Annotated in this window: 16 protein-coding genes; 9 read left to right on the plus strand and 7 right to left on the minus strand. The window is 70.5% G+C overall.

What is annotated here, in order from left to right; all coding sequences use genetic code 11:
* Nucleotides 1-16: 16 nt before the first annotated feature.
* The 4 genes from ACF0H8_RS01310 to ACF0H8_RS01325 all read right to left on the minus strand — a co-directional run bounded on the left by ACF0H8_RS01310 (nt 17) and on the right by ACF0H8_RS01325 (nt 4,795).
* Nucleotides 17-1,084 (minus strand): ABC transporter permease, encoded by a 1,068-nt coding sequence (locus tag ACF0H8_RS01310; protein ID WP_395287193.1) that lies wholly within the window; start codon nt 1,082-1,084, stop codon nt 17-19.
* Entirely contained in the window at nt 1,081-2,172 is a 1,092-nt protein-coding gene (locus ACF0H8_RS01315; protein WP_395287194.1) for an ABC transporter permease, read from the minus strand. Before ACF0H8_RS01315 ends, ACF0H8_RS01310 begins: the two co-directional genes overlap by 4 nt.
* A complete protein-coding gene (locus tag ACF0H8_RS01320) occupies nt 2,169-3,683 on the minus strand; it encodes a sugar ABC transporter ATP-binding protein (RefSeq protein WP_395287195.1) in 1,515 nt (504 codons plus the stop codon). Before ACF0H8_RS01320 ends, ACF0H8_RS01315 begins: the two co-directional genes overlap by 4 nt.
* Nucleotides 3,684-3,748: 65 nt before the next feature.
* Nucleotides 3,749-4,795, minus strand: a complete 1,047-nt coding sequence (locus ACF0H8_RS01325; protein WP_395287196.1) for a substrate-binding domain-containing protein — start codon at nt 4,793-4,795, stop codon at nt 3,749-3,751.
* A 220-nt stretch (nt 4,796-5,015) separates the two neighbouring features.
* On the opposite strand from ACF0H8_RS01325, the gene ACF0H8_RS01330 reads away from it, so the two are divergent.
* From ACF0H8_RS01330 to ACF0H8_RS01365, 8 genes are all read left to right on the plus strand, one after another.
* Complete coding sequence (locus ACF0H8_RS01330; protein ID WP_395287197.1) at nt 5,016-5,768, plus strand: DeoR/GlpR family DNA-binding transcription regulator; 753 nt, start codon at nt 5,016-5,018, stop codon at nt 5,766-5,768.
* A 480-nt stretch (nt 5,769-6,248) separates the two neighbouring features.
* A complete protein-coding gene (locus ACF0H8_RS01335) occupies nt 6,249-7,556 on the plus strand; it encodes an ISL3 family transposase (protein WP_395287198.1) in 1,308 nt (435 codons plus the stop codon).
* Nucleotides 7,557-7,930: 374 nt separating this feature from the next.
* On the plus strand, nt 7,931-8,605 hold the full coding sequence (locus ACF0H8_RS01340; protein ID WP_395287199.1) for a GntR family transcriptional regulator: 675 nt from the start codon (nt 7,931-7,933) through the stop codon (nt 8,603-8,605).
* Between the two features lie 49 nt (nt 8,606-8,654).
* Complete coding sequence (locus tag ACF0H8_RS01345) at nt 8,655-9,626, plus strand: tripartite tricarboxylate transporter substrate binding protein (protein ID WP_395287200.1); 972 nt, start codon at nt 8,655-8,657, stop codon at nt 9,624-9,626.
* Between the two features lie 128 nt (nt 9,627-9,754).
* Nucleotides 9,755-10,675: a dihydrodipicolinate synthase family protein gene (locus tag ACF0H8_RS01350; protein ID WP_395287201.1), complete on the plus strand. Its 921-nt coding sequence runs from the start codon at nt 9,755-9,757 to the stop codon at nt 10,673-10,675.
* Nucleotides 10,663-11,163, plus strand: coding sequence for a tripartite tricarboxylate transporter TctB family protein (locus ACF0H8_RS01355; protein ID WP_395287202.1), 501 nt, complete (start codon nt 10,663-10,665; stop codon nt 11,161-11,163). Before ACF0H8_RS01350 ends, ACF0H8_RS01355 begins: the two co-directional genes overlap by 13 nt.
* Nucleotides 11,160-12,668: a tripartite tricarboxylate transporter permease gene (locus tag ACF0H8_RS01360; protein ID WP_395287203.1), complete on the plus strand. Its 1,509-nt coding sequence runs from the start codon at nt 11,160-11,162 to the stop codon at nt 12,666-12,668. The genes ACF0H8_RS01355 and ACF0H8_RS01360 overlap by 4 nt, the downstream gene beginning before the upstream one ends.
* A 27-nt stretch (nt 12,669-12,695) precedes the next feature.
* Complete coding sequence (locus ACF0H8_RS01365; protein WP_395287204.1) at nt 12,696-13,649, plus strand: ribokinase; 954 nt, start codon at nt 12,696-12,698, stop codon at nt 13,647-13,649.
* 210 nt (nt 13,650-13,859) lie between these two features.
* Here the strand turns inward: ACF0H8_RS01365 and ACF0H8_RS01370 are convergent, their stop codons facing one another.
* Together ACF0H8_RS01370 and ACF0H8_RS01375 are read right to left on the minus strand one after the other, a co-directional pair.
* The gene (locus ACF0H8_RS01370) at nt 13,860-15,224 is read right to left on the minus strand and encodes an aspartate aminotransferase family protein (RefSeq protein WP_395287205.1); all 1,365 of its coding nucleotides are present in this window, start codon (nt 15,222-15,224) and stop codon (nt 13,860-13,862) included.
* 20 nt (nt 15,225-15,244) lie between these two features.
* Complete coding sequence (locus ACF0H8_RS01375) at nt 15,245-16,771, minus strand: CoA-acylating methylmalonate-semialdehyde dehydrogenase (protein ID WP_395287206.1); 1,527 nt, start codon at nt 16,769-16,771, stop codon at nt 15,245-15,247.
* 178 nt (nt 16,772-16,949) lie between these two features.
* Between ACF0H8_RS01375 and ACF0H8_RS01380 the strand changes: the two genes are divergently transcribed.
* A complete protein-coding gene (locus ACF0H8_RS01380; RefSeq protein WP_395290787.1) occupies nt 16,950-18,581 on the plus strand; it encodes a PucR family transcriptional regulator in 1,632 nt (543 codons plus the stop codon).
* Between the two features lie 81 nt (nt 18,582-18,662).
* Here the strand turns inward: ACF0H8_RS01380 and ACF0H8_RS01385 are convergent, their stop codons facing one another.
* Nucleotides 18,663-20,075, minus strand: coding sequence for an amidase (locus ACF0H8_RS01385; protein WP_395287207.1), 1,413 nt, complete (start codon nt 20,073-20,075; stop codon nt 18,663-18,665).
* Nucleotides 20,076-20,110 lie beyond the last annotated feature (35 nt).

A 20,110-nucleotide genomic window follows, 5' to 3' on the forward strand; every position in this document is an offset into this window, starting at 1 on the left:
GAGCTGGATGTGATGGTCACGAGCCGGTCGCCGCGACCGCACGTCTGGGCCGGCGTAGGCCTCGCCACCTCACCTGGTCGAAGACCATGACCGCGACGAGGATCAGGCCCTGCGCGATCGCGTACTCGAAGGCGGAGAGGCGGACCGCGGTGAAGCCGCTCTGCACGATCTGCAAGGTGAGGGTTGCCAGGACCACCCCGAGCACGGTCGCGAACCCGCCGTTCGGGTTGGTGCCGGCGAGAACGGCGATGACCACGACGAGCAGGACGTACGAGGCGCCGTAGTCCGCCGAGGCGGTGGGGTTGCGAGCGAGGAACAGCACGCCGGCGACGCCGCCCAGCAGCCCCGTGACCAGGTAGGTGCTCATGAGCACCCGGGAGCTGTTGATGCCGGAGAAGTGCGCGGCGGTGGGGTTGGCGCCCTGCAAGGTGACCTTCAGGCCGAGTGGCGTGCGCTTGACGACCAGGCCGATCACCAGGGCGACGACGACGAAGACGACGAACAGCGTGGGCACCCCACCGACCGTCGACTGCCCGAAGGCGGTCAGTGCCGACGGCGCGCCGTACAGCGTCTTGCCGCCGGTCCAGGCGACCGCGATCCCGTTGTAGATCTGCATGGTGCCCAGCGTCGCGAGGATCGGGGTGATCCCGACCCACGCCACGAGGATGCCGTTGACAAAGCCTCCGAGGACCCCCACCACGACACCCACCAGCGCAATCACCGGGAACATCTGTTCCGCCTGCGCCGGGTCGTTCGTCGCGATCGCCGTGTAGAGCGTGGACATGGTGATCGCGGTGAGGTTCGCGATCGACACGAGCGAGAGGTCGATACCGCCGGTGAGCATCGCGAGCATCATCGCGAGGGCGAGCACGCCCACCTCTGGCGACGCGAGCGCGATGTTCTGCAGGTTGATCGGGCTGAGGAACACCGACGGGTTGAGGGCGGTGAAGAGCGCGAACGCCACGATGACGAGCAGCAGCATCCGCTGCGCGCTGCGGTCCACGTGGACCCGGCCGAGCAGGTCCTTCCACCGGGCGTCGACGGAGCCGTTGACCCGTCGCATGGAATGCTGGGCGTCGTTCATGCCGTCACCTTCTCGTGCTGAACACTGGTCGTTTCATGGCGCGCCCCGTCCTCGTCGGACTCGTCGATGGTCCGGATCCTGCGCGCGGAGCGGCGCGCGGCGAGGGCCTGGACACCCACCCCGACGACGAGCAGCAGGCCGACGGCGGTCCGCTGCCAGGCGCTCGGCACACCGGCGAGAATGAGGCTGTTGTTGATGACCTGGATGAGGAGGACGCCGAGAACGGTCCCGGTCACGGACCCACGCCCGCCGAAGATCGACGCCCCACCGAGGACGACCGCAGCGATGATGTCGAGCTCGTCACCCACCAGCTCCTGCGGGGTGGCGCTGCGCCCCATGATCATGTAGATCATGCCGCCGACGGCGGCCATCATCCCGACCAGCACGTACATCCACACCTGAGTACGGACGACGCGGATGCCGGCGCGGCGGGCCGCCTCGGCATCACCACCGATCGCGTAGATGCTGCGGCCGAACATCGTCCGGCGCAGCACCCAGGCGATCACGATCGCCAGCAGGACCGCCGGAACCACCAGAACATGCAGGAAGGCGTTCCCGGTCGAGCCCTCGACCGCGATGAGGTTGGTCGTCGAGACCGAGGCCATCCCGGCCGGCAGGTCGGCGATGTAGCGGGAGCCGACATAGGTGAGCAGCACACCCGTGAAGATGCCCCGGGTGCCGAGCGTGACGATCATCGTCGGCAGCCGGAACCTCGCGATGACGAAACCGTTGATCGCTCCGAGGAACGCGCCGATGAGCACCGCCACGGCGAACGCACCGACAAGGCCGAGGTCGAACGAGCCGGCAAGCTGCACCTTGATCGTCGTGTAGGCAGCGAACACCGCGATCGCGGCGAACGACATGTCGATGCCGCCCGAAATGATGACGAGCAGCACGCCGAGGGCGAAGATCAACGGCACGATCGCGCTGCGCAGGATGCTGAACGCCGTCGGGAGCGAGAAGAACACCGGGTTGGCGATCGACATCCCGATGATCAGCACGACCAGGATGAGGGCGAGGACGCCCTCGTTGTTCCGTCCGCGGAGGCGGCGCAACCACGCCGCTCTGGACGACTTCTCCGCACTCACGCGGCCACCTTCTTCCGGATACTTTCGACGTCGACGTCATCACCCTCGAGCACGTCCACGACACGGCCGTGACGAACCACGAGGACGCGGTGGCAGCACGCGACGAGCTCGGGGGCGTCGTCGGAGATGACGATGACGCCCATGCCGTCGGCCGCCTGGGCGCGCAGGATGTCGAGGATCTCCGACTTGGATCCGACGTCCACGCCGACCGTCGGCCCGTTGAGCATGAGCACCTTGGGGCGCCGCGCCAGCCACTTGGCGAGCACCACGCGCTGGGCGTTCCCGCCGGAGAGAGACCGCACCGGCGCCTGGACGTTCGGCGCCTTGACGCGAAGGCGCCTGAACAAGCCGTCGATCGTCTTGTGGATCGCGGGCTTGTCGAGGGTCAGCCACCGTGTCCGGTGCCTGTCGGTGGAGCTGGCGATGATGTTGTCCGCGATGGACTTCTCGAGGAAGAGCCCCTGCGTGAGGCGGTCCTCGGGGACGTAGCCGATGCCCGCCGCGATGGCGTCGTCGATGCTGCGCAGCCGGGTCGGGACGCCGTCCACCTTGACCGACCCGGACTCGTACGGGTGGACGCCGAAGAGCGACTCGGCGATCTCTGTGCGACCGGAGCCGAGGAGGCCGGTGAGGCCGAGGATCTCCCCACGGCCCAGTGTGAAGGAGACGTCGCGGAAGGCACCCGGGAGGGTGAGGTGCTCCACCTCGAGTACCGGCGCGGCGTCGGGGACGAGCTCACTGACCCTGCGGGAGTCGTCGATGACCTGACCAGTCATGTGCTGCGCGATCGTCCGCAGATCCAGGTCCCCGGCCGGGCTGGTGATGACGTTCTTCCCCGAACGGAGGATCGTGACGCGATCAGAGATGGCCAGGACCTCGTCGAGCTTGTGGGACACGAAGATGAACGCCACGCCCCGGGAGCGCAGCCTCTCGACGATCGCGAACAGCCGCTCGACCTCGGTCTGCGTCAGCGCTGTCGTGGGTTCGTCCATGATGATCACCCGCGCCTCGTGGACGAGGGAGCGGCAGATCGCCGTCAGTTGCTTGTCGGCGACCGAGAGCGTCTCGACGTCCGCATCGAGGTCGAGCGCGAGCCCGAGGTCAGCGACGATCTGCTGCGCAGCCGGCCGGGAATCACGCGGGTTGAACAGCCGCTGCCGCGAGCCGACCGCGGACGTGAAGACGATGTTCTCGGCGACTGTCAGGTTCGGGAACAGCGAGAAGTCCTGGTAAATGACCTGGACCCCGCTCTTGATCGCGTCGGTGGTGTCCATCGACGTGAACGTCTCACCGTCGACCACGATCGCGCCCGAGTCAGGCTTCTCCGCGCCGGAGATGATCTTGATCAGGGTGGACTTGCCGCACCCGTTCTCACCGGCGAGGCACAGAACCTCGCCGGGAAGCAGATTGAGCGACACCCCGCCGAGGGCGGTCACGCCACCGAACGACTTGACGATGTCGCGGACCTCGAGGACGGGTGCTGGGGTGCCCGAAAGGGCCGTGGTTGTCATGTCGTGCGCCTCTCAACACCGGCGCGGGGCGGACCGGTGCGTCCGCCCCGCGCCTGTGGACGGGATCAGAAGTTGTACTGCTTCGCGGCCTCGGCGTCGGCCGCGATGCCGGCGTCACCGACGAACACGTTGTCGTACCCCTCGAGCTTGCGGAGGCTGTTGTAGCCCTCGATGCCCAGGTCGGTGCCCTCCTCGATCGTGCCGCCCTCGGCGAGGGTGCGGGCGATCTCCAGCTGGGCCTCACCGGCGAGCGCCGGGTCCCAGAAGAAGATCTTGTCGATCGAGCCGGTCTCCAGGTACTTCGCGGCGGCCGACGGGATCGACGTGCCCATGTTGCAGACCTCGTCCTCGAGACCGGCCTCCTCGATGGCGCGCGCGATGCCCGGCACGTCGTTACCGGCGGAGCCCTGGAAGCCCTTGATGTTCGGGTACTTCGCCAGAATCTCCTTGGCCTTCTCGTACGCGGCGGTCTCGTTGTCGGTGCTCTCGATCGGCTCCTCGACGCGCGTCATGCCGGGGTAGTTCTCGACCTGGTAGTCGTACGCGGCCCCGACCCACTCCATGTGGGTCTTGGCGGTGAGGCCGCCCACGAACTGGACGTACTCGCCCTCACCCTCCATGCACGTGGCGAGGTTCTCCATGATGTCCACGCCGTAGTCGGCGTTGTCGAAGGCCTCGATGTCAACGTCGACGTTCTCGATGCCCGTCGCCTCGTGCGCGACGACGATGATGCCTTGCGCCTTGGCCTGCGCGAGCACCGCCGACAGCGCCTCCGGGGAGTTCGGCACGACAGTGATGGCCGTCGGCTTCTGGGCGATCAGGTCCTGGATGATCTGGATCTGCTTCTCTGGTGAGACGTCGTCACCACCCTCGGTGCGCGTGTCGATCCCTGTGCGCTCGCCGTAAGCGACGACGCCCTCGTCCATGCGGTCGAACCAGGCGATGCCCTTGACCTTGACGACTGTCACCATCGTCTGGTCGGAAGGATCGCTGCTGCCGGAGGCGGTGTTGCCACCGGCCGCGGCGGCACCATCGTTCACCGACCCGCAGCCGGCCATGAGCAGGGTCGCGAGACCCGCGGCGAACACGCACGCAGTGCGCTTGTTCCTCATCCGTTCACTCCCTCGTGATCGTGCGCAGGGACGCCTACGTCCGCGCACCAAACTCCTGTTTTCGTGCGTCAGGGCCCCTGACTACGGCAGACCCTAGAGGCAAGCTGCGCGATTGTCCAAACGCGCCGTGCAACAATGTGCACAGTTTGCGGCACCGACGGCACGATGTCGCGCAAAACAAGCCTGTTACCCTGTGCCAAGATCGAGCGGAAGGTCAACGATGTCGCGCCGCCAGCAGATCGCCGAGCTCATCGAGGAGCGCGGCTTCCAGAGCGTCACCACGCTCGCGCGGAAGTTCGCCGTGGACACCTCAACGATCAGGCGCGACCTCGACCGCCTCGCCGCCGACGGCGTCGTGATCCGCACACATGGCGGAGCCGCCGCTGTGGCGGCTGGCGACAACGAGTCCCAGCCGGATCTCGGCCGTGATCCCCACCTGCCCGAGAAGCGAGCCATAGGCGCGGCGATGGCCGAGCGCATCCTTGAGGGTCAGACGGTTCTGCTGGACAGCGGCACCACGTGCCTCGAGGTAGCCCGGCACCTGGACCACAGCCGCCTGACGATTGTGACCAACGATTTGCACGTCGGCCTCGAGATCTCGACGAAGCCGCAGATCAATTTGGTCTTCATCGGGGGCGAACTCCTACCGACCAGCACCTCGATGTGGGGCCCGACGTCGATCCAGCAGCTCGAGACCATGCGGGTGAACGTCGCCATCTTCGGCGCTGGCACCGTTATGGACGATGGCATCTACGCGAGCAGCAGTTATGCCATCGAGCTCAAACGCAAGATGCGCTCCATCGCCTCCGAGGCATTCTTCGTCGCGGACTCCACCAAGTTCGGCCGGGAGGCGCTCTTCAAGGTGTTCGGGTTCGAGAGCTTCACGGCGGGCATCACCGACGACACACTCGACCCGATCCGGGCCGCCCGGTTCCCTGTCCCGCTGATTCGGGCGAGGCCAAGCGACGGCTGAACCGGGGTCAGCACGAGCCCCACCAGCGCGAGTGCGGGGAGCGGTTCGCGAGGGAGCCAGCATGTATGCGCGGACCTCCGCCTCGAGCAGCTGCGCCAGCCCACCCCCGATCTTCGCGGGGAGCGAGGCGCTCCACTGCCCCGTCGCGTCGAGAACCGGGGGCATCCAACTGGGCGCGCGCCCGGTGACGAAGACACCGTCAGCGCACGCGGCCAGGGCGCCGCGCGTGCGCCGCGAGACGTTCCCACCGTGCGGGACGATCGTGCTGTCGAAATCGGTCGCCACCATCCGGTAGCCAGAGCCGGCGCCAAAGCATTCTTTGCGTCACGACTCGCCCGATGTGGACGTTTGGCCAGCGGCCCACATTTCCGGCTCTTCGCAGTTGAGGGTGTAACGGGAGTCGGCGCGTCGGTCGCTGGATAGGGGTCGAGGTCTTCCGATGATGAGGGTTCCTACGCCGCTCATCCGAAAGACCTCGACGTGCCCGACGTTACCTTCGCTCGCCCTGACCTGACCACGTTCGCCCGCCTCGACGAGCTCGGTTTGGAGGTCGTGGGGCAGCGGCTCGAGCCGGACCGAGCGGTGTTGGCCTGCCGCGTGGTCGAGCCCGACGAGTGGTGCCGCCGGTGCGGGTGCGAGGGCTCGCCTCGGGACACGGTGATCCGGCGGTTGGCGCACGAGCCGCTGGGGTGGCGTCCGACGACGCTGGTGGTCACGGTCCGCCGCTACCGGTGCACCGGGTGCGGGCACGTGTGGCGCCAGGACACCACGAAGGCCGCCGAGCCGCGGGCGAAGCTCTCCCGCCGGGGCCTGCGCTGGGCGCTGGAGGGCATCGTGTGCCAGCACCTGACCGTGGCCCGGGTCGCCGAGGGCCTGGGCGTGTCGTGGAACACCGCCAACGCCGCGGTCCTGGCCGAGGGAAAGCGAGTCCTCATCGACGACCCCGCCCGGTTCGACGGCGTCAAGGTCGTCGGTGTGGACGAGCACGCGTGGAGACACACCCGCCGCGGGGACAAGTACGTCACCGTGATCATCGACCTCACCCCGATCCGTGAGGGCACCGGACCGGCCCGGCTGCTGGACATGGTCGAGGGCCGCTCCAAGCAGGTCTTCAAGCAGTGGCTCGCCGAACGAGACAAGTCCTGGCGTCAGGCGGTCGAGATCGTCGCGATGGACGGCTTCACCGGGTTCAAGACCGCCACCGCCGAGGAGCTTCCCGACGCCGTCGCGATCATGGACCCCTTTCATGTCGTCCGCCTGGCCGGGGACGCCCTGGACCAGTGCCGCCGGCGCGTCCAGCAGCACACCCGCGGGCGCCGCGGCCGCAAGGGGGATCCCCTCTACGCCGCCCGGCGGACCCTGCACACCGGGACCGACCTGCTCACCGACAAGCAAAAGCAGCGGTTGGAGGACCTCTTCGACGGCGACGCCCACGTCGCGGTCGAGGCGACCTGGGCCGTCTACCAGCGCATGATCACCGCCTACCGCCACCCCGACACCACCCGAGGCCGCGAACTGCTGCACGCCGCGATCGACTCCCTCAGCCACGGCGTGCCCACCGCCCTGACCGAGCTGCGCACGCTTGGCCGCACCCTGAGCCGCCGCGCAGAGGACGTCCTGGCCTACTTCGATCGTCCCGGCACGTCCAACGGGCCCACCGAGGCCATCAACGGACGGCTCGAGCACCTGCGCGGCTCCGCACTCGGGTTCCGCAACCTCACCAACTACATCGCCAGATCCCTGCTGGAGGCCGGCGGATTCAGACCCCGACTACACCGTCAATTCTGAAGAGCCACATTTCCGAACAGGGAAGATTACGCATGCCGGATGCCACCTTTCCGGATACCAAAGCTCGGACAGGATGGCGACCACATCTCCGCGGCGAGCGCGAAATCAGCGGCCGGGCCGGACTTCCGCAACCGCGTGAGGGTGGCAGGCGCCATGGTGTCGAACCGGAGCGACGCGAGCGCGAGCAGTGCGCACGCGACGCCCGCCCCGGGCGCGAGCAGTGCGCACGCGACGCCCGCCCCGGGCGCGGGCACACAGCTGCCGGGCACTCACGCGCCGACCCACCGGATCAGGAACTACTTGACGTAATGGACGCCACAGTGTTCGATCTCGGGTAACGGTCAACAGTTAACGGTTAACAACGAGGTAGCCGCATGCAGATCACCCCCATCAAGCAGGACTCCCTAGGCGCGCAGGTCGCCCGCGAGCTGCGGCTCCTCATCGCCACCCGCCGCATCGCCGACGGCACACCCGTGGTCGAGGAGGCCTTGGCCAACCAGTTCGGCGTCAGTCGAGGCCCCGTCCGCGACGCTCTTAAAATCCTTGCCGCCGAGGGCCTGGTGACCGTCCGGGGCCGCCGGGCCGAGATCCGCGGCCTCACGGCGATCGACATCGACGAGCTGTTCTCGCTCCGCCACATGCTCGAGTCGACGGCGCTGGCCATGGCGATGGAACGGGACCCGGACGCGCTGCTCGCCGCGCTCGAGGGCGCCCTGCGGCAGATGGAGGCCGCCGTCACGAGCGGCGAGGCGGAGGCGTTCGCCCAGGCGGACTCCCGCTTCCACTCCAGCTTCTACCTGGCCGCCGGCCACAGCCGGCTCACTGCCATCTGGGCGCAGTACCGGCCCAGCATCGAGATGGTGCTCCTGTCTTCACGAGAGACCTACAGGGACCTCGCACCGTCGATCGGCAGCCACTACACCCTGACCGACCTCATCCGTGCCGGTGATCCCGGACAGGCCCTCCAGGAGCTGACGGAGCACCTCGACAACGCGCGTCGGCGCGTCCGGACCTTCTACGAGTCCGAGGTCGCGGCACCCGCCACCTGATGTCCCCGCTGTACCCAACCTCCCCACCACGAAGGAGTGGACCTTCCTCATGAAGCTGTCCAAGCGCACTACCTCGTCCCTCGTCGCGGTCGCCGCGGCCGCCTCCCTGCTCGCTGGGTGCTCCTCGGCGGAGGGCGGCACCGAGGCCTCGGCGGACTATCCGACCGAGGACATCACCGTGGTCGTCCCCTACGACGCCGGCGGCGCCTCCGACCTCGCGGCCCGTACCCTGGCCGCCGAGATGGAGGAGACCCTCGGCGTGTCTGTCATCGTCGAGAACCGCACAGGCGGCGCCGGGTCGGTCGGTCTGGCCTCCCTCGCTGACGCCGAGCCGGACGGCTACACCCTCGGCTACATGCCCGTCGAGACGGTCATGCTCGGCCACCAGGGCTACGACATCGACCCCAAGGCCTACGACTACCTCGGCCAGATCGTCTCGGTCCCTGCCACCATCGCGGTCCCGGCCGACAGTCCGTACGAGACCCTGCAGGACCTCATCGACGCCGCCACCGAGAACCCCGACACCCTCACCGTGTCCAACTCCGGCGCCGGTTCCATCTGGCACGCGGCCACCACCGCGCTGAACGAAGCAACCGGGGCGGCCCTCAAGCCGGTGCCCTTCGACGGCGGCGCACCCGCGGTGAGCGCCGCTGTCGGCGGCCAGGTCGACGCCGTCATCGCGGGCGTCTCCGAGACCGCCCAGGCCCACAAGGACGGACAGATCCGCGTGCTCGCAGTCCTCGCGGACGAGCCGACCGACGCACTGCCGGACGTCGAGACCGCCAATGACCTCGGCATCGACGTCTCCATCGGCGGCTGGGGCTTGCTTGGCGCGCCGGCTGGGTTGCCCCAGGAGGTTATCGAAGTGCTCGACGCTGCCGTCGAGGAGGCCGTCGCCTCCGACAGCTACGTCGAGGTCATCACCAAGGCCGGCAACATCCCCGACTGGCGCTCGGCGGCCGACACGCAGGGCTTCGTCGCCGGCGAGTCCGCCCGGTTCGCCGAGATCCTCGCCGACTGACCTGCCTGACCCGGGGCATGGAGGCGCCGCCACAGGCGGCGCCTCCGGCCCACCCGGTGCCGGCACCCCGGCCCCGCCCCGTGCCGCCGCCCGGCACCCCCTGATTCACATGCCAAGGAGTCCCTCCCGTGTCCTCGTCCGAGAACCAGTCCGTGCTCACCGCATCGACAGCGCCCGCCACCTCCCCCAGTGACCTCATCACCGCCGTACCGACACCCTTCCTGGCGGACGGTTCCCTGGACGTGCCGGGTATGAAGCGCCTGTTCACCGCCCTCGCCACCCGCGATGTCGACGGCGCCTTCGTCGCCGGCACCACCGGTGAGTTCACCACCCTGGAAGACGACGAACGGCTCGCGGTCCTCGAGGCCGGGCTCGAAACCTTCGGCCCCGAGCGGGCCTATCTGCACGTCGGCGCCGCGCACACGCGCCACGCCGTCAACCTGACGCGGGCGGCGGTGTCGCTGGGCGCTCGCAAGCTCGCCGCGATCACCCCGTACTACTTCCCCGCGCCGCTGGAAGCCGTCATCGACTACTTCCGGCAGGTCGTCGACGCCGCCGACGGCGCCGCGGTCTACGCCTACCTGTTCACCGCCCGCACCTGGACTGCCGTGCCGCACGACGCGCTGCCCCGCCTCGCCGAGCTGGGCGTCACCGGCGTGAAGATCAGCGGCGAGACCGACGAATCAGTTGCGGCCTACCTCGCCCACGCCCCGGCCGGGTTCGAGGTGCTCTCCGGCAACGACATCGCCTACGGCGAACTGGTCCAGGCGGGCGGCCAGGGCATCATCTCGGGTGTCTCCTCCGTCTTCCCGCAGCCCTTCCTCAACCTGCGCGGCGCCCTGCGCGCCGGCGATGCCGACGGCGTGAGCGCCGCAAAGGCGGACGTCGCGCGCGCCGTCGGGCTCGTCCGCGCCGGCAGCCTCACTCACCTCAAGGCGGGCCTGGAGCTCCAGGGCCTGTCGGCCGGCCCTGTGCGCGCCGCCGTCGAGGCCATCTCCGACGAGGACCGCGCCGCCATCGCCCGGGAGCTCGAGCGATGGAACGGGTGACCACGCCGCCGGAGGTCGAGCAGCCGGAGGGCTACATCGCCCCGGCCTCCCGGCGTCTCGAGCTGGTGATCGCCGTTCTCGCGGTGGCCCTCTCCGCCGTCGTGCTCGTGCTCAGCCAGGGCATCGAGTCCCAGGTCGACTCCGGGGGCCTCGCCCCGAGCTGGTGGCCCTCCGTCCTGGCCGGCGCCGCGCTCGCCATCTCCGCCGTGCTGCTCATCCTGGCCCTCGTCCGGCGCCCGGCCGAGCGTGGGGACCTCCAGGCGGGCACCCGGCAGGGCTGGTACCGCGTGCTCATCAGCTCGGCGCTCTCGGTGCTCTTCCTCGTCGCCTGGGAGCCGGTCGGCTTCGTCATCGTCTGCCCGCTCTACCTGGCGGCGCTGCTCGCCACGTACGGCCTGCGCGGCCTGCGCGGGCTCCTGATTTTCCCGGTGGCCATCACCGCCCTGATCTACGTCCTCTTCGCCCTGATCCTGAGGGTTCCGCTATGAGCACACTGCTCGAAGGGCTCAGCTCCTTCACCGACCCGACGTTCCTGCTGTGCATGGCGGTCGGCACCGTCCTCGGCCTGCTCGTCGGCTTCTTCCCCGGCGTGACCATGACGATGGCGGCGGCGCTGGCGAGCGGCTTCACCCTCTCCCTGGAGCCCGAGCAGGGCCTCGCCGTCATGCTGACCATCTATGTGGCCGGCCAGTTCGGCGACCGCATTCCGGCGATCCTGGTCAACACCCCCGGCACGCCGTCGTCGATCGCGACCACGCTCGACGGCTACCCGATGGCGAAGAACGGCCAGGCCGGGCTGGCGCTCGTGGTCTCCGCGCTGGTGACCACGGCGGCGTTGCTCGCGAGCATGCTGCTGTTCATCCTCGTGGCCCGGCCGGTGGCGGACTTCGCGCTGAAGTTCGGGCCGGCCGAGATGTTCGCCCTGGTCCTGTTCGGCCTGACGATCATGATCAGCATCGCCTCGAAGTCGATCCTCAAGGGCCTGATCGCCGGGCTCTTCGGGCTGATCATCGCGGTGATTGGCCGGGACCCCATCACGGGCGACGCCCGGTTCACCTTCGCATCCAACGACCTCAGCTCGGGCCTGGAGTTCATCGCCGTCATCATCGGCCTGTTCGGTATCGCTGAGGTGCTCGACCAGATGCTCACCCACCGCGCCACCACGGTGCGGCCCATCTCGAGCCTGGGCCGCTGGTGGCCCACCAAGAAGGAGCTCAAGGAGATCGCCAGGCCCGCCGCCGTGGGCACCGGCGTCGGGCTCGGCGTCGGCATCGTCCCCGCCGCCGGCGGCGACATCGCCGGCCTCGTCGGCTGGGACCGGGCGCGCGCCGCCTCCAAGCACCCGGAGAAGTTCGGCACCGGCTACATCGGCGGCGTGGCGGCCTCGGACAGCGCGTCCAGCGCCACGCTCGGCGGGGCTCTGACCACCACGATGGCCCTGGGAATCCCCGGCGACTCCGTCATGGCGGTGATGATCGGCTCGATGATCATCTGGGGCATCCAGCCCGGTCCGTCGATGTTCACCCAGCACCCGGACATGGTGGTGCTCATCGCGGCCATCATGATCATCGCGACCCTCGTCACCGGCGGGCTGAGCCTGCTGCGGACGAAGGGCATGGTCAGGCTGCTGGACATGAAGCCGCAGCACCTGTGGGTGATCATCCTGATCTTCTGCATGGTGGGCACCTACGCCACGACCAACAACCTGTTCACCGTCGCCACGATGCTGGTCTTCGGGTTCATCGGCCTGGCCCTCAAGCGGGCGGGCATCCCCGCCGGGCCGGTGGTGCTCGGACTGCTGCTGGGCCCGCTTGCGGAGAGCAACCTGCGCCGGGCGCTGGTAATCGGCGGCCCGGAGAGCCTGGTGGGCAGCCCCATCTCGATCACCCTGATCGCCCTGACCGTCGTGGTGCTGCTGGGCACGGTGCTGCGACGTAAGAAGCGCAGCGGCAAGCCGAGCGCGACCCCCGAGCGGGACACGGTCTCGGTCTGAGACCGCTGGGAGAAGGGAGCAGGAGCAATGGAGCAATCGCAGGTCGTCGTCGTGGGGTCAGCCAACGCCGACCTGGTGCTCGACATCGACCACCGCCCCGCGCCGGGCGAGACGATCCTCGCCTCCGACGTCGTCACCACTCCCGGCGGGAAGGGCGCCAACCAGGCGGTCGCCGCCGGGAAGGTGGGCGGGCACGTCGCGTTCCTCGGGTGCGTCGGCGATGACGACCACGGCCGCCTGCTGCGCGGCTCCCTCGCTGGGGCGGGGGTGGACCTCACGGGGCTGCGCACTGTGGACGCACCTACCGGTACGGCCATCATCGCGGTCACCCCCGACGGGGAGAACTCGATCATGGTCTCCCCCGGAGCGAACCGGCACGTCACGCCGGCGATGCTGGACGGGCTGCGGCAGGTGTGGTCGCAGGCCGCGGTAGTAGTGCTGCAGCTGGAGATCCCGATGGAGAGCGTCGCGGCGGTGGCCACCGGGGCCGCGGGCCGCGTGTTGGTCAATGCGGCCCCGGCCGCTCCCCTGCCCGCCGATGTCCTCGCCGCCGCGGATCCATTGGTCGTCAACGAGTCCGAAGCGCGCTTCCTGCTAGGGCTTGACCAGGCGCTCTGGGTCGACATCCCGGATGACGGTCGCGGACGAGACCGACTCGCCCGCGACCTCCTGGCCCTTGGCCCCCGCTCGGTCGTCCTCACCCTTGGCGCGGGCGGCGCGATGATCGCCGATGGCACGCCCGACACCGAGCCCCGGCCGCCGGAGTGGGTGCCGGCCCGGCGTGTCACCGTGACGGACACCACGGGGGCCGGCGACGCGTTCGTCGGCGCGCTCGCCGTCCAGCTGGCTGGAGGTGCGTCGCTGCGCGAGGCGGTTGAGCTGGCCACCGCCGTGGCGGCCGTGGCGGTCACCCGCCGCGGCGCTCAGACCTCCTCGCCCACCCCGGAGGAGGTCGAGGCCATGCTTGGGGCTCTGCCCTGACCCGCCGCGCTGGTACGGGACGACACCGCGCCGTCAAGGCGCGGGGTCATCCCGCGTGGGCCGCTCAAGCTTGGCGTACCGGCGCTGAGGCGCTCGCCACGGGACCCCGCCTCCGCCCGTCCCTCGGTCCCCGAGACATGGGGAGGCACCACGGTGAGGTTGGATCGGTCGGCGAGGTCCAGCTACTCATGGCGCGGACCCCTCTCGGCCTCACACCTTGACCGCCGACCCCGCGGTGGTGTGCGCGTCCGCGAGGGACAGCACGTCGTCCAGGATCCGCAGCCCCTCGTCCAGCTCCGCCTCGGAGACTGTGCACGGCGGGACCACGTGGATGCGGTGGTAGTTGTTGAACAGCAGCAGCCCCGCCCTCTTGGCGGCGCCCATGAGCTCGGCGATGGCCGCGGAGGTGCCGCCGTACGGCGCCAGCGGTTCCTTGGTGCGGCGGTCCGCCACCAGGTCCAGCGCCCAGAACACTCCGAGCCCGCGCACATCCCCGATGACCGGGTGCCGCTCGGCCAGCTCGCGCAGCCGGGGGTCGAGGACGTTCTCCCCCACCGCGGCGGCGTGCTCGACGATGCCCTCCTCCTCCATCGCGGTGATGGTGGCGACGGCGGCGGCGCAGGCCAGCGGGTGGCCGGAGTAGGTCAGCCCGCCGGGGAAGACCCGGTCGTCGAAGGTCGCGGCGATCGCGTCGTTGATGAGGACTCCACCCAGCGGCACGTAGCCGGAGTTGACGCCCTTGGCGAAGGTGATGAGGTCCGGCGTCACGCCGTAGTGCTCGACGGCGAACCACCTCCCGGTGCGGCCGAAGCCGGCCATCACCTCGTCGGCGACGAAGACGATGCCGTACCGGTCGCACAGCTCGCGCACCCCGGCGAGGTAGCCGGGCGGCGGCGGCATGATGCCTGCGGTGCCCGGGATGGTCTCGAGCACGATCGCGGCGATGGTGCCGGGCCCCTCGAAGGCGATGACCTGCTCGAGGTGCTCCAGCGCCCGCTCGGACTCCTCGGCCTCGGTGGTGGCGTGGAACGGGGAGCGGTACAGGAACGGGCCGAAGAAGTGCACGAACCCGGCGTTGCCGAACTCGTTCGGCCACCGGCGCGGGTCGCCGGTGAGGTTGATCGCCGTCGTCGTGGCCCCGTGGTAGCTGCGGTAGGCGGAGAGCACCTTGGCGCGGCCGGTGTGCAGGCGGGCCAGGCGCACGGCGTTCTCCACCGCCTCGGCGCCGCCGTTGGTGAAGAACACCTTGTCCAGGCCCTCGGGCGCGTGGGCGGCGATGAGGCGGGCGGCCTCGCTGCGGGCGGTGTTGGCGTGGCTGGGGCCGATGGTGCACAGCACGTCGGCCTGGGCCTTGACGGCGGCGATGACCTTGGGGTGCTGGTGGCCGATGTTGGTGTTGACGAGCTGGGAGGAGAAGTCGAGGTACCTCGTGCCGTCGGCGTCCCAGACGTAGGAGCCCTCGGCGCGGGACACCACCATGGGGTCCAACGCCCCCTGGGCGGACCAGGAGTGAAAGACGTGGGCGCGGTCGAGCTCGTAGGCGCGCCGGCCGGTGGGGTCGGAGGGTGCGGGCATGAGCGGGTCCTTTCGCGCCGTCAGTGGTTCTGGGGGAAGCCGAGGTTGATGCCGCCGTGGCTGGGGTCGAGCCAGCGCTCGGTGACGACCTTGCCCCGGGTGTAGAAGTGCACGCCCTCGGCGCCGTAGGCGTGGGAGTCGCCGAACAGCGAGGCCTTCCAGCCGCCGAAGGAGTAGTAGCCGACCGGCACGGGGATGGGCACGTTGATGCCCACCATTCCTACCTCGACCTCGTTCCGGAAACGACGGGCGGCGCCGCCGTCGTTGGTGAAGATGGCGGTGCCGTTGCCGTACGGGTTGGCGTTGATGAGCTCCAGGGCCTCCTCGTAGGTCTCCACCCGCACCACCGACAGCACCGGACCGAAGATCTCGTCGGTGTACACGCTCATCTCCGGGGTGACGTGGTCGAGCAGCGTGGGGCCGAGCCAGAAGCCGCCGGCGGCGCCGTCGGGCCGGACCGTTCGGCCGTCGACGACGACGCTGGCGCCGGCTGCCTCGCCGGCCTCGACGTACCCGGCGACCTTGTCACGATGCGCCTGGCTCACGAGGGGGCCCATGTCGCAGCCGCGGCGGCCGTCGCCGGTGCGCAGCGTCGCGGTGCGCTCGGCGATCTTGGCGACGAGGTCGTCGGCCACGGGGCCGACCGCGACGAGGGCGGAGACGGCCATGCACCGCTCCCCCGCCGACCCGAAGCCGGCGTTGACCGCGGCGTCCGCGGCCAGGTCGAGGTCGGCGTCGGGCAGCACGACCATGTGGTTCTTCGCCCCGCCCAGGGCCTGGACGCGCTTGCCGCATCTGGTGGCGGTCTCGTAGACGTACCGGGCGATCGGGGTGGAGCCGACGAAGGAGACGGCCTTGACGTCCGGGTGGGCGAGCAGGGCGTCGACGGCGACCTTGTCGCCCTGCACCACGTTGAACACCCCGGAGGGCAGGCCGGCCTCGGCCCACAGCTCCGCCAGCCAGAGCGAGGCGGACGGGTCCTTCTCGCTGGGCTTGAGCACGACGGTGTTGCCGGCGGCGATGGCGACGGGGAAGAACCACATGGGCACCATGGCCGGGAAGTTGAACGGGGAGATGATCGCCACCGGGCCGAGCGGCTGGCGGATGGAGTACACGTCGACGCCGGTGGAGGCGTTCTCCGTCATGCCCCCCTTGAGCAGTTGCGGGATGCCGCAGGCGAGCTCGACCACCTCCAGGCCTCGAGCCACCTCGCCGAGGGCGTCGGAGAGGACCTTGCCGTGCTCGGCCGTGATGATCTCGGCGAGCTCGTTCTTGCGGGCGTTGAGCAGCTCCCGGAACGCGAAGAGGACCTGCGTGCGCTTGGCGAGCGAGGTGTCGCGCCAGGCGGGGAAGGCCGCCTTGGCGGAGGCGACGGCGGCCGCGACGTCCTGCTCGGAGGCGAACGCCACGAGCGAGGTCACCTCGCCGGTCGCAGGGTTGAACACCTGGCCGCTGCGGGTGGACGTGCCCGCGTAGGGCCCGCCGTCCAGCCAGTGGGAGGCGGGCACCGTCCCCGTCGGGGCGGGCGCGGTCTGCGTGGTGGTCATGATTCTCCTCAGGTCTTGAGCCAGACGTGCCAACCCTGCGCTCCGGCCTGACACCTTCTCGTCGCGGTGCCCGGCGCCGGTGTCGGCGATGTCCCCGATTGTGTGCCGCCGGACCTTGGCGCCGGAAGCGGCACTGTGTCTCACGTGCGCGCCGAATCCGTACACTGTGTCCGTGCCCATGACCGTCAGCCAGGTGCTGGCCAGCCCGGCCGTTCAGGCGGGGCACCCGGAGCTGCTCAGCGCGGCCGACCAGCTCGACCGTCCGGTCCGCTGGGTGCACGTCTTCGAGGGCTCGGACCCGGCCGCGCTGCTCTCCGGCGGGGAGCTCCTGCTCACCACCCTGCTCGCGCTCCCTGACGACCCGGAGGAGCAGCGGGCGTACGTTCGTGCGGTGGCGGCTGCGGGCGCGGTTGGCCTGGTCATCGAGCTGGGCCGGCGCTTCGCCAAGGTGCCCGGCGTCATGGTGGCCCAGGCGGCCTCGGTGGACCTGCCGCTCGTGGCGCTGCACAAGGTCATCAAGTTCGTCACGGTCACCGAGGCGGTGCACGCCCGCATCGTCGACGAGCAGCACGACGTCCTCACCTTCTCCCAGCGGGTCCACGAGGTGTTCACCGAGATCGGGGTCGAGGGTGCCGACGCTCAGGACATCGTCGAGCGCACCGCCGAGATGGCCGGGACCGCCGTCGTCCTGGAGGACCTCGCTCACGACGTCATGGCGCACGCCCTCGCTGGGGCACCGGCGACGGTGGTGCTGCGGGACTGGGCCGCTCGCTCCCGGCTCGTCCCCGGGGGCGGCACGCGGGCGGCTTCCGCGAACGACTGGCTGCTCGCCGACGTGGGCTCGCGCCAGGGGGTGTGGGGACGTCTCGTGCTGGTGGGCGCCCCGACGGTGCCGGAGCCGGCCGCCCGCATGCTGCTCGAGCGCGCGGCCCAGGCTCTCGCCGTCGCCCGCCTCATGGAGCGCGACGTCGCGTCGCTGCGCTCGCGCGCCCAGGCGCGGTTCCTCACCGAGCTGCTGCACGCCCGCAGCGGCGCCGAGGAGGACCTGCGCGCGGCAGCGGAGGTGCTCGGGCTGGCGCGGGCGTCGCGCTACCTGGCGGTGTGCGCGGCGCCGCGTGCCGGCTCCGCGGCGGAGGGCGGCGCGGCCGGGGCCGATGCGTACCTCGAGGGGCAGCGGCGCGACCAGGCGCTCACCGAGGCCGTGGCAGGCGCCGCGAGTGTCGCCGGGCTGTCAGCGCTGGTGGCTCCGCTGGAGAACGGCGTGGTCGGCGCCGTCGTGGCCCTGCCCGGCCGGCTCACCGAGGAGGACGCGCTCACCCGCCTCGCCGCGGCGCTGCGCGCCGGAACCGGTCCGGCGCACGTCCGGGCGGTGGCCCGCGAGCGCGACATGCTCGTCAACGCCGGCGCGGATCTTGCCGAGACCGCCTACGTCGCGCGCGCCGCCGCGATCGTGCCGGACCTGTGCCCGCCGGAGTACTACCGCATCGGGGACATCCGCATCCGTGGCCTGTTGATGCTCCTCGGCGGTGACGCCCGCGTCACCGCCTTCGCCGAGCGGGAACTGCAGCCTCTGCTGCTCTTCGACGCCCGGCACGGGACGGACCTGGTCGGCGTCCTGCGGCTGTACCTCCAGGCGGGCGGCAACATCGCGGCCCTTGCGCGGACCTCGCACCTGAGCAGGCAGGCGCTGTACTCGCGCCTGCGCACTATCGAGCGGGTGCTCGGCGCGGACATCGCGGACGCGGAGACGCGCACGAGCCTGCACGTGGCCCTCCTCGCGAAGGAGGTGGCAGCGGCCCGGGGAGGCTGACCCACCAGCGGTCGGGCTCGCCGCCCGCCGCATCGCGCACCTCGCGCCGGTCGTCTCGTCAGCGACGGCAGGAGGTGGCGCTCATGCCGGCCACACGGGGTCAGCGTCCGCGGGCCGGTTGGCCTCGTACCAGGCGGTCGCCTGGAGGACGGCGAGGTCCTGGAAGGACCGCCCCGCGATCTGCAGGCCGATGGGCCGCCCGTCCGACGTGAAGCCGCAGTTGACCGAGGACGCCGGCTGGCCGGACATGTTGTAGGGAACCGTGAAGGCGATGTGCGTCATCGTCGTCTCCGGGTCGGAGAACGGCATCGGCTGCTCGGCCGGAAACGCCGCCATGGGCGCCACCGGGGAGAGCACGAGGTCGAAGCCGCTGGTGGCGAGGATCGTGGCCCGCCGCATCTCGGCGATGCTGTCGTACTTCTCCACCGCCGTGGCGCCGTCGAGCGTGCCGCCGCGGGCGCACCACTGCGCGATGTACGGCAGCACCTGCCGCTGCTCGGCGGGAGCCATCGCCCGGTACTGCGCGTAGAACCGCACGCGCCAGAAGTCGTCGAGGTCGTCCAGCAGGCCCTGGTTGATGAATGGCGGGATCTCCACGATCTCGGCGCCGGCGTCGGCGAAGACGTCGACGGCCTGCTCCACGGCGGTGGCCACCTCGCGGTCGGTGATCGCCCCGGCGCCGGCATCGGTGTGCACGCCGATGCGCAGCCCGCGCACGTCCCGGTCCAGGTCCGCCCAGTCGATGTCCTGGTACGGCATGCGGGTGTAGTCGCGGACGTCCGGCAGCGACAGGATCCCCATGACCGCGGCCGCGTCGGCGACCGTGCGGGTCAGCGGCCCGGCCGCGCGACCGAGGTACGGGGTGTCGAGGGCGATCCGGCCGGCCGAGGGCTTGAGCGCGACGAGACCCTGCCAGGTGGCGGGCAGCCGCACGGACCCGCCGATGTCGGTGCCGACGTTCAGCGGCGCGTAGCCGGCGGCCGCCGCAGCGCCGGCACCGGCGCTGGAGCCGCCGGTCGTCCACGCCGGGTTCCACGGGTTGCGGCTGATCCCGTGCAGGCTGGAGACGCCGGAGGACAGCATCCCCCAGTCGGGCATGGTGGTGGTGCCGAGCACGACGCCGCCGGCCTCTCGGACCCGTTCGGTGATGGGGGCGTCGTGGTCGGCGACGACGGCGTCCCGTGCCGCGGTGCCACCCGGCATGGGCAGGCCCTTGACGGCGATGTTCTCCTTGAGCGTCACCGGCACACCGTCGAGGGGACCGAGCTGGGCGCCGTCGGCCCAGCGGTGGGCGCTGGCCCGTGCCGCCGCGCGCGCCGCCTCGGGCTCGAAGCGGTAGAAGGCGTTGAGGACCGGCTCCTTCTCCTCGACCCGGGCGATGACGGCCTCGACGACGTCGACCGGGCTGAGGTGGCCGGCCGCATAGCCGGCGGAGAGATCGGCGGCGCTGCGGTGGTGGAGCGGCGTGTCGACGGACTGCGTGCTGGTGGTCATGGGTTCCTCCTGGGCTGCGCGGTGGGTGGTGCGTG

Origin of the sequence: Georgenia sp. AZ-5 (assembly GCF_043952095.1) — a bacterium.
Classification (GTDB): domain Bacteria; phylum Actinomycetota; class Actinomycetes; order Actinomycetales; family Actinomycetaceae; genus Georgenia.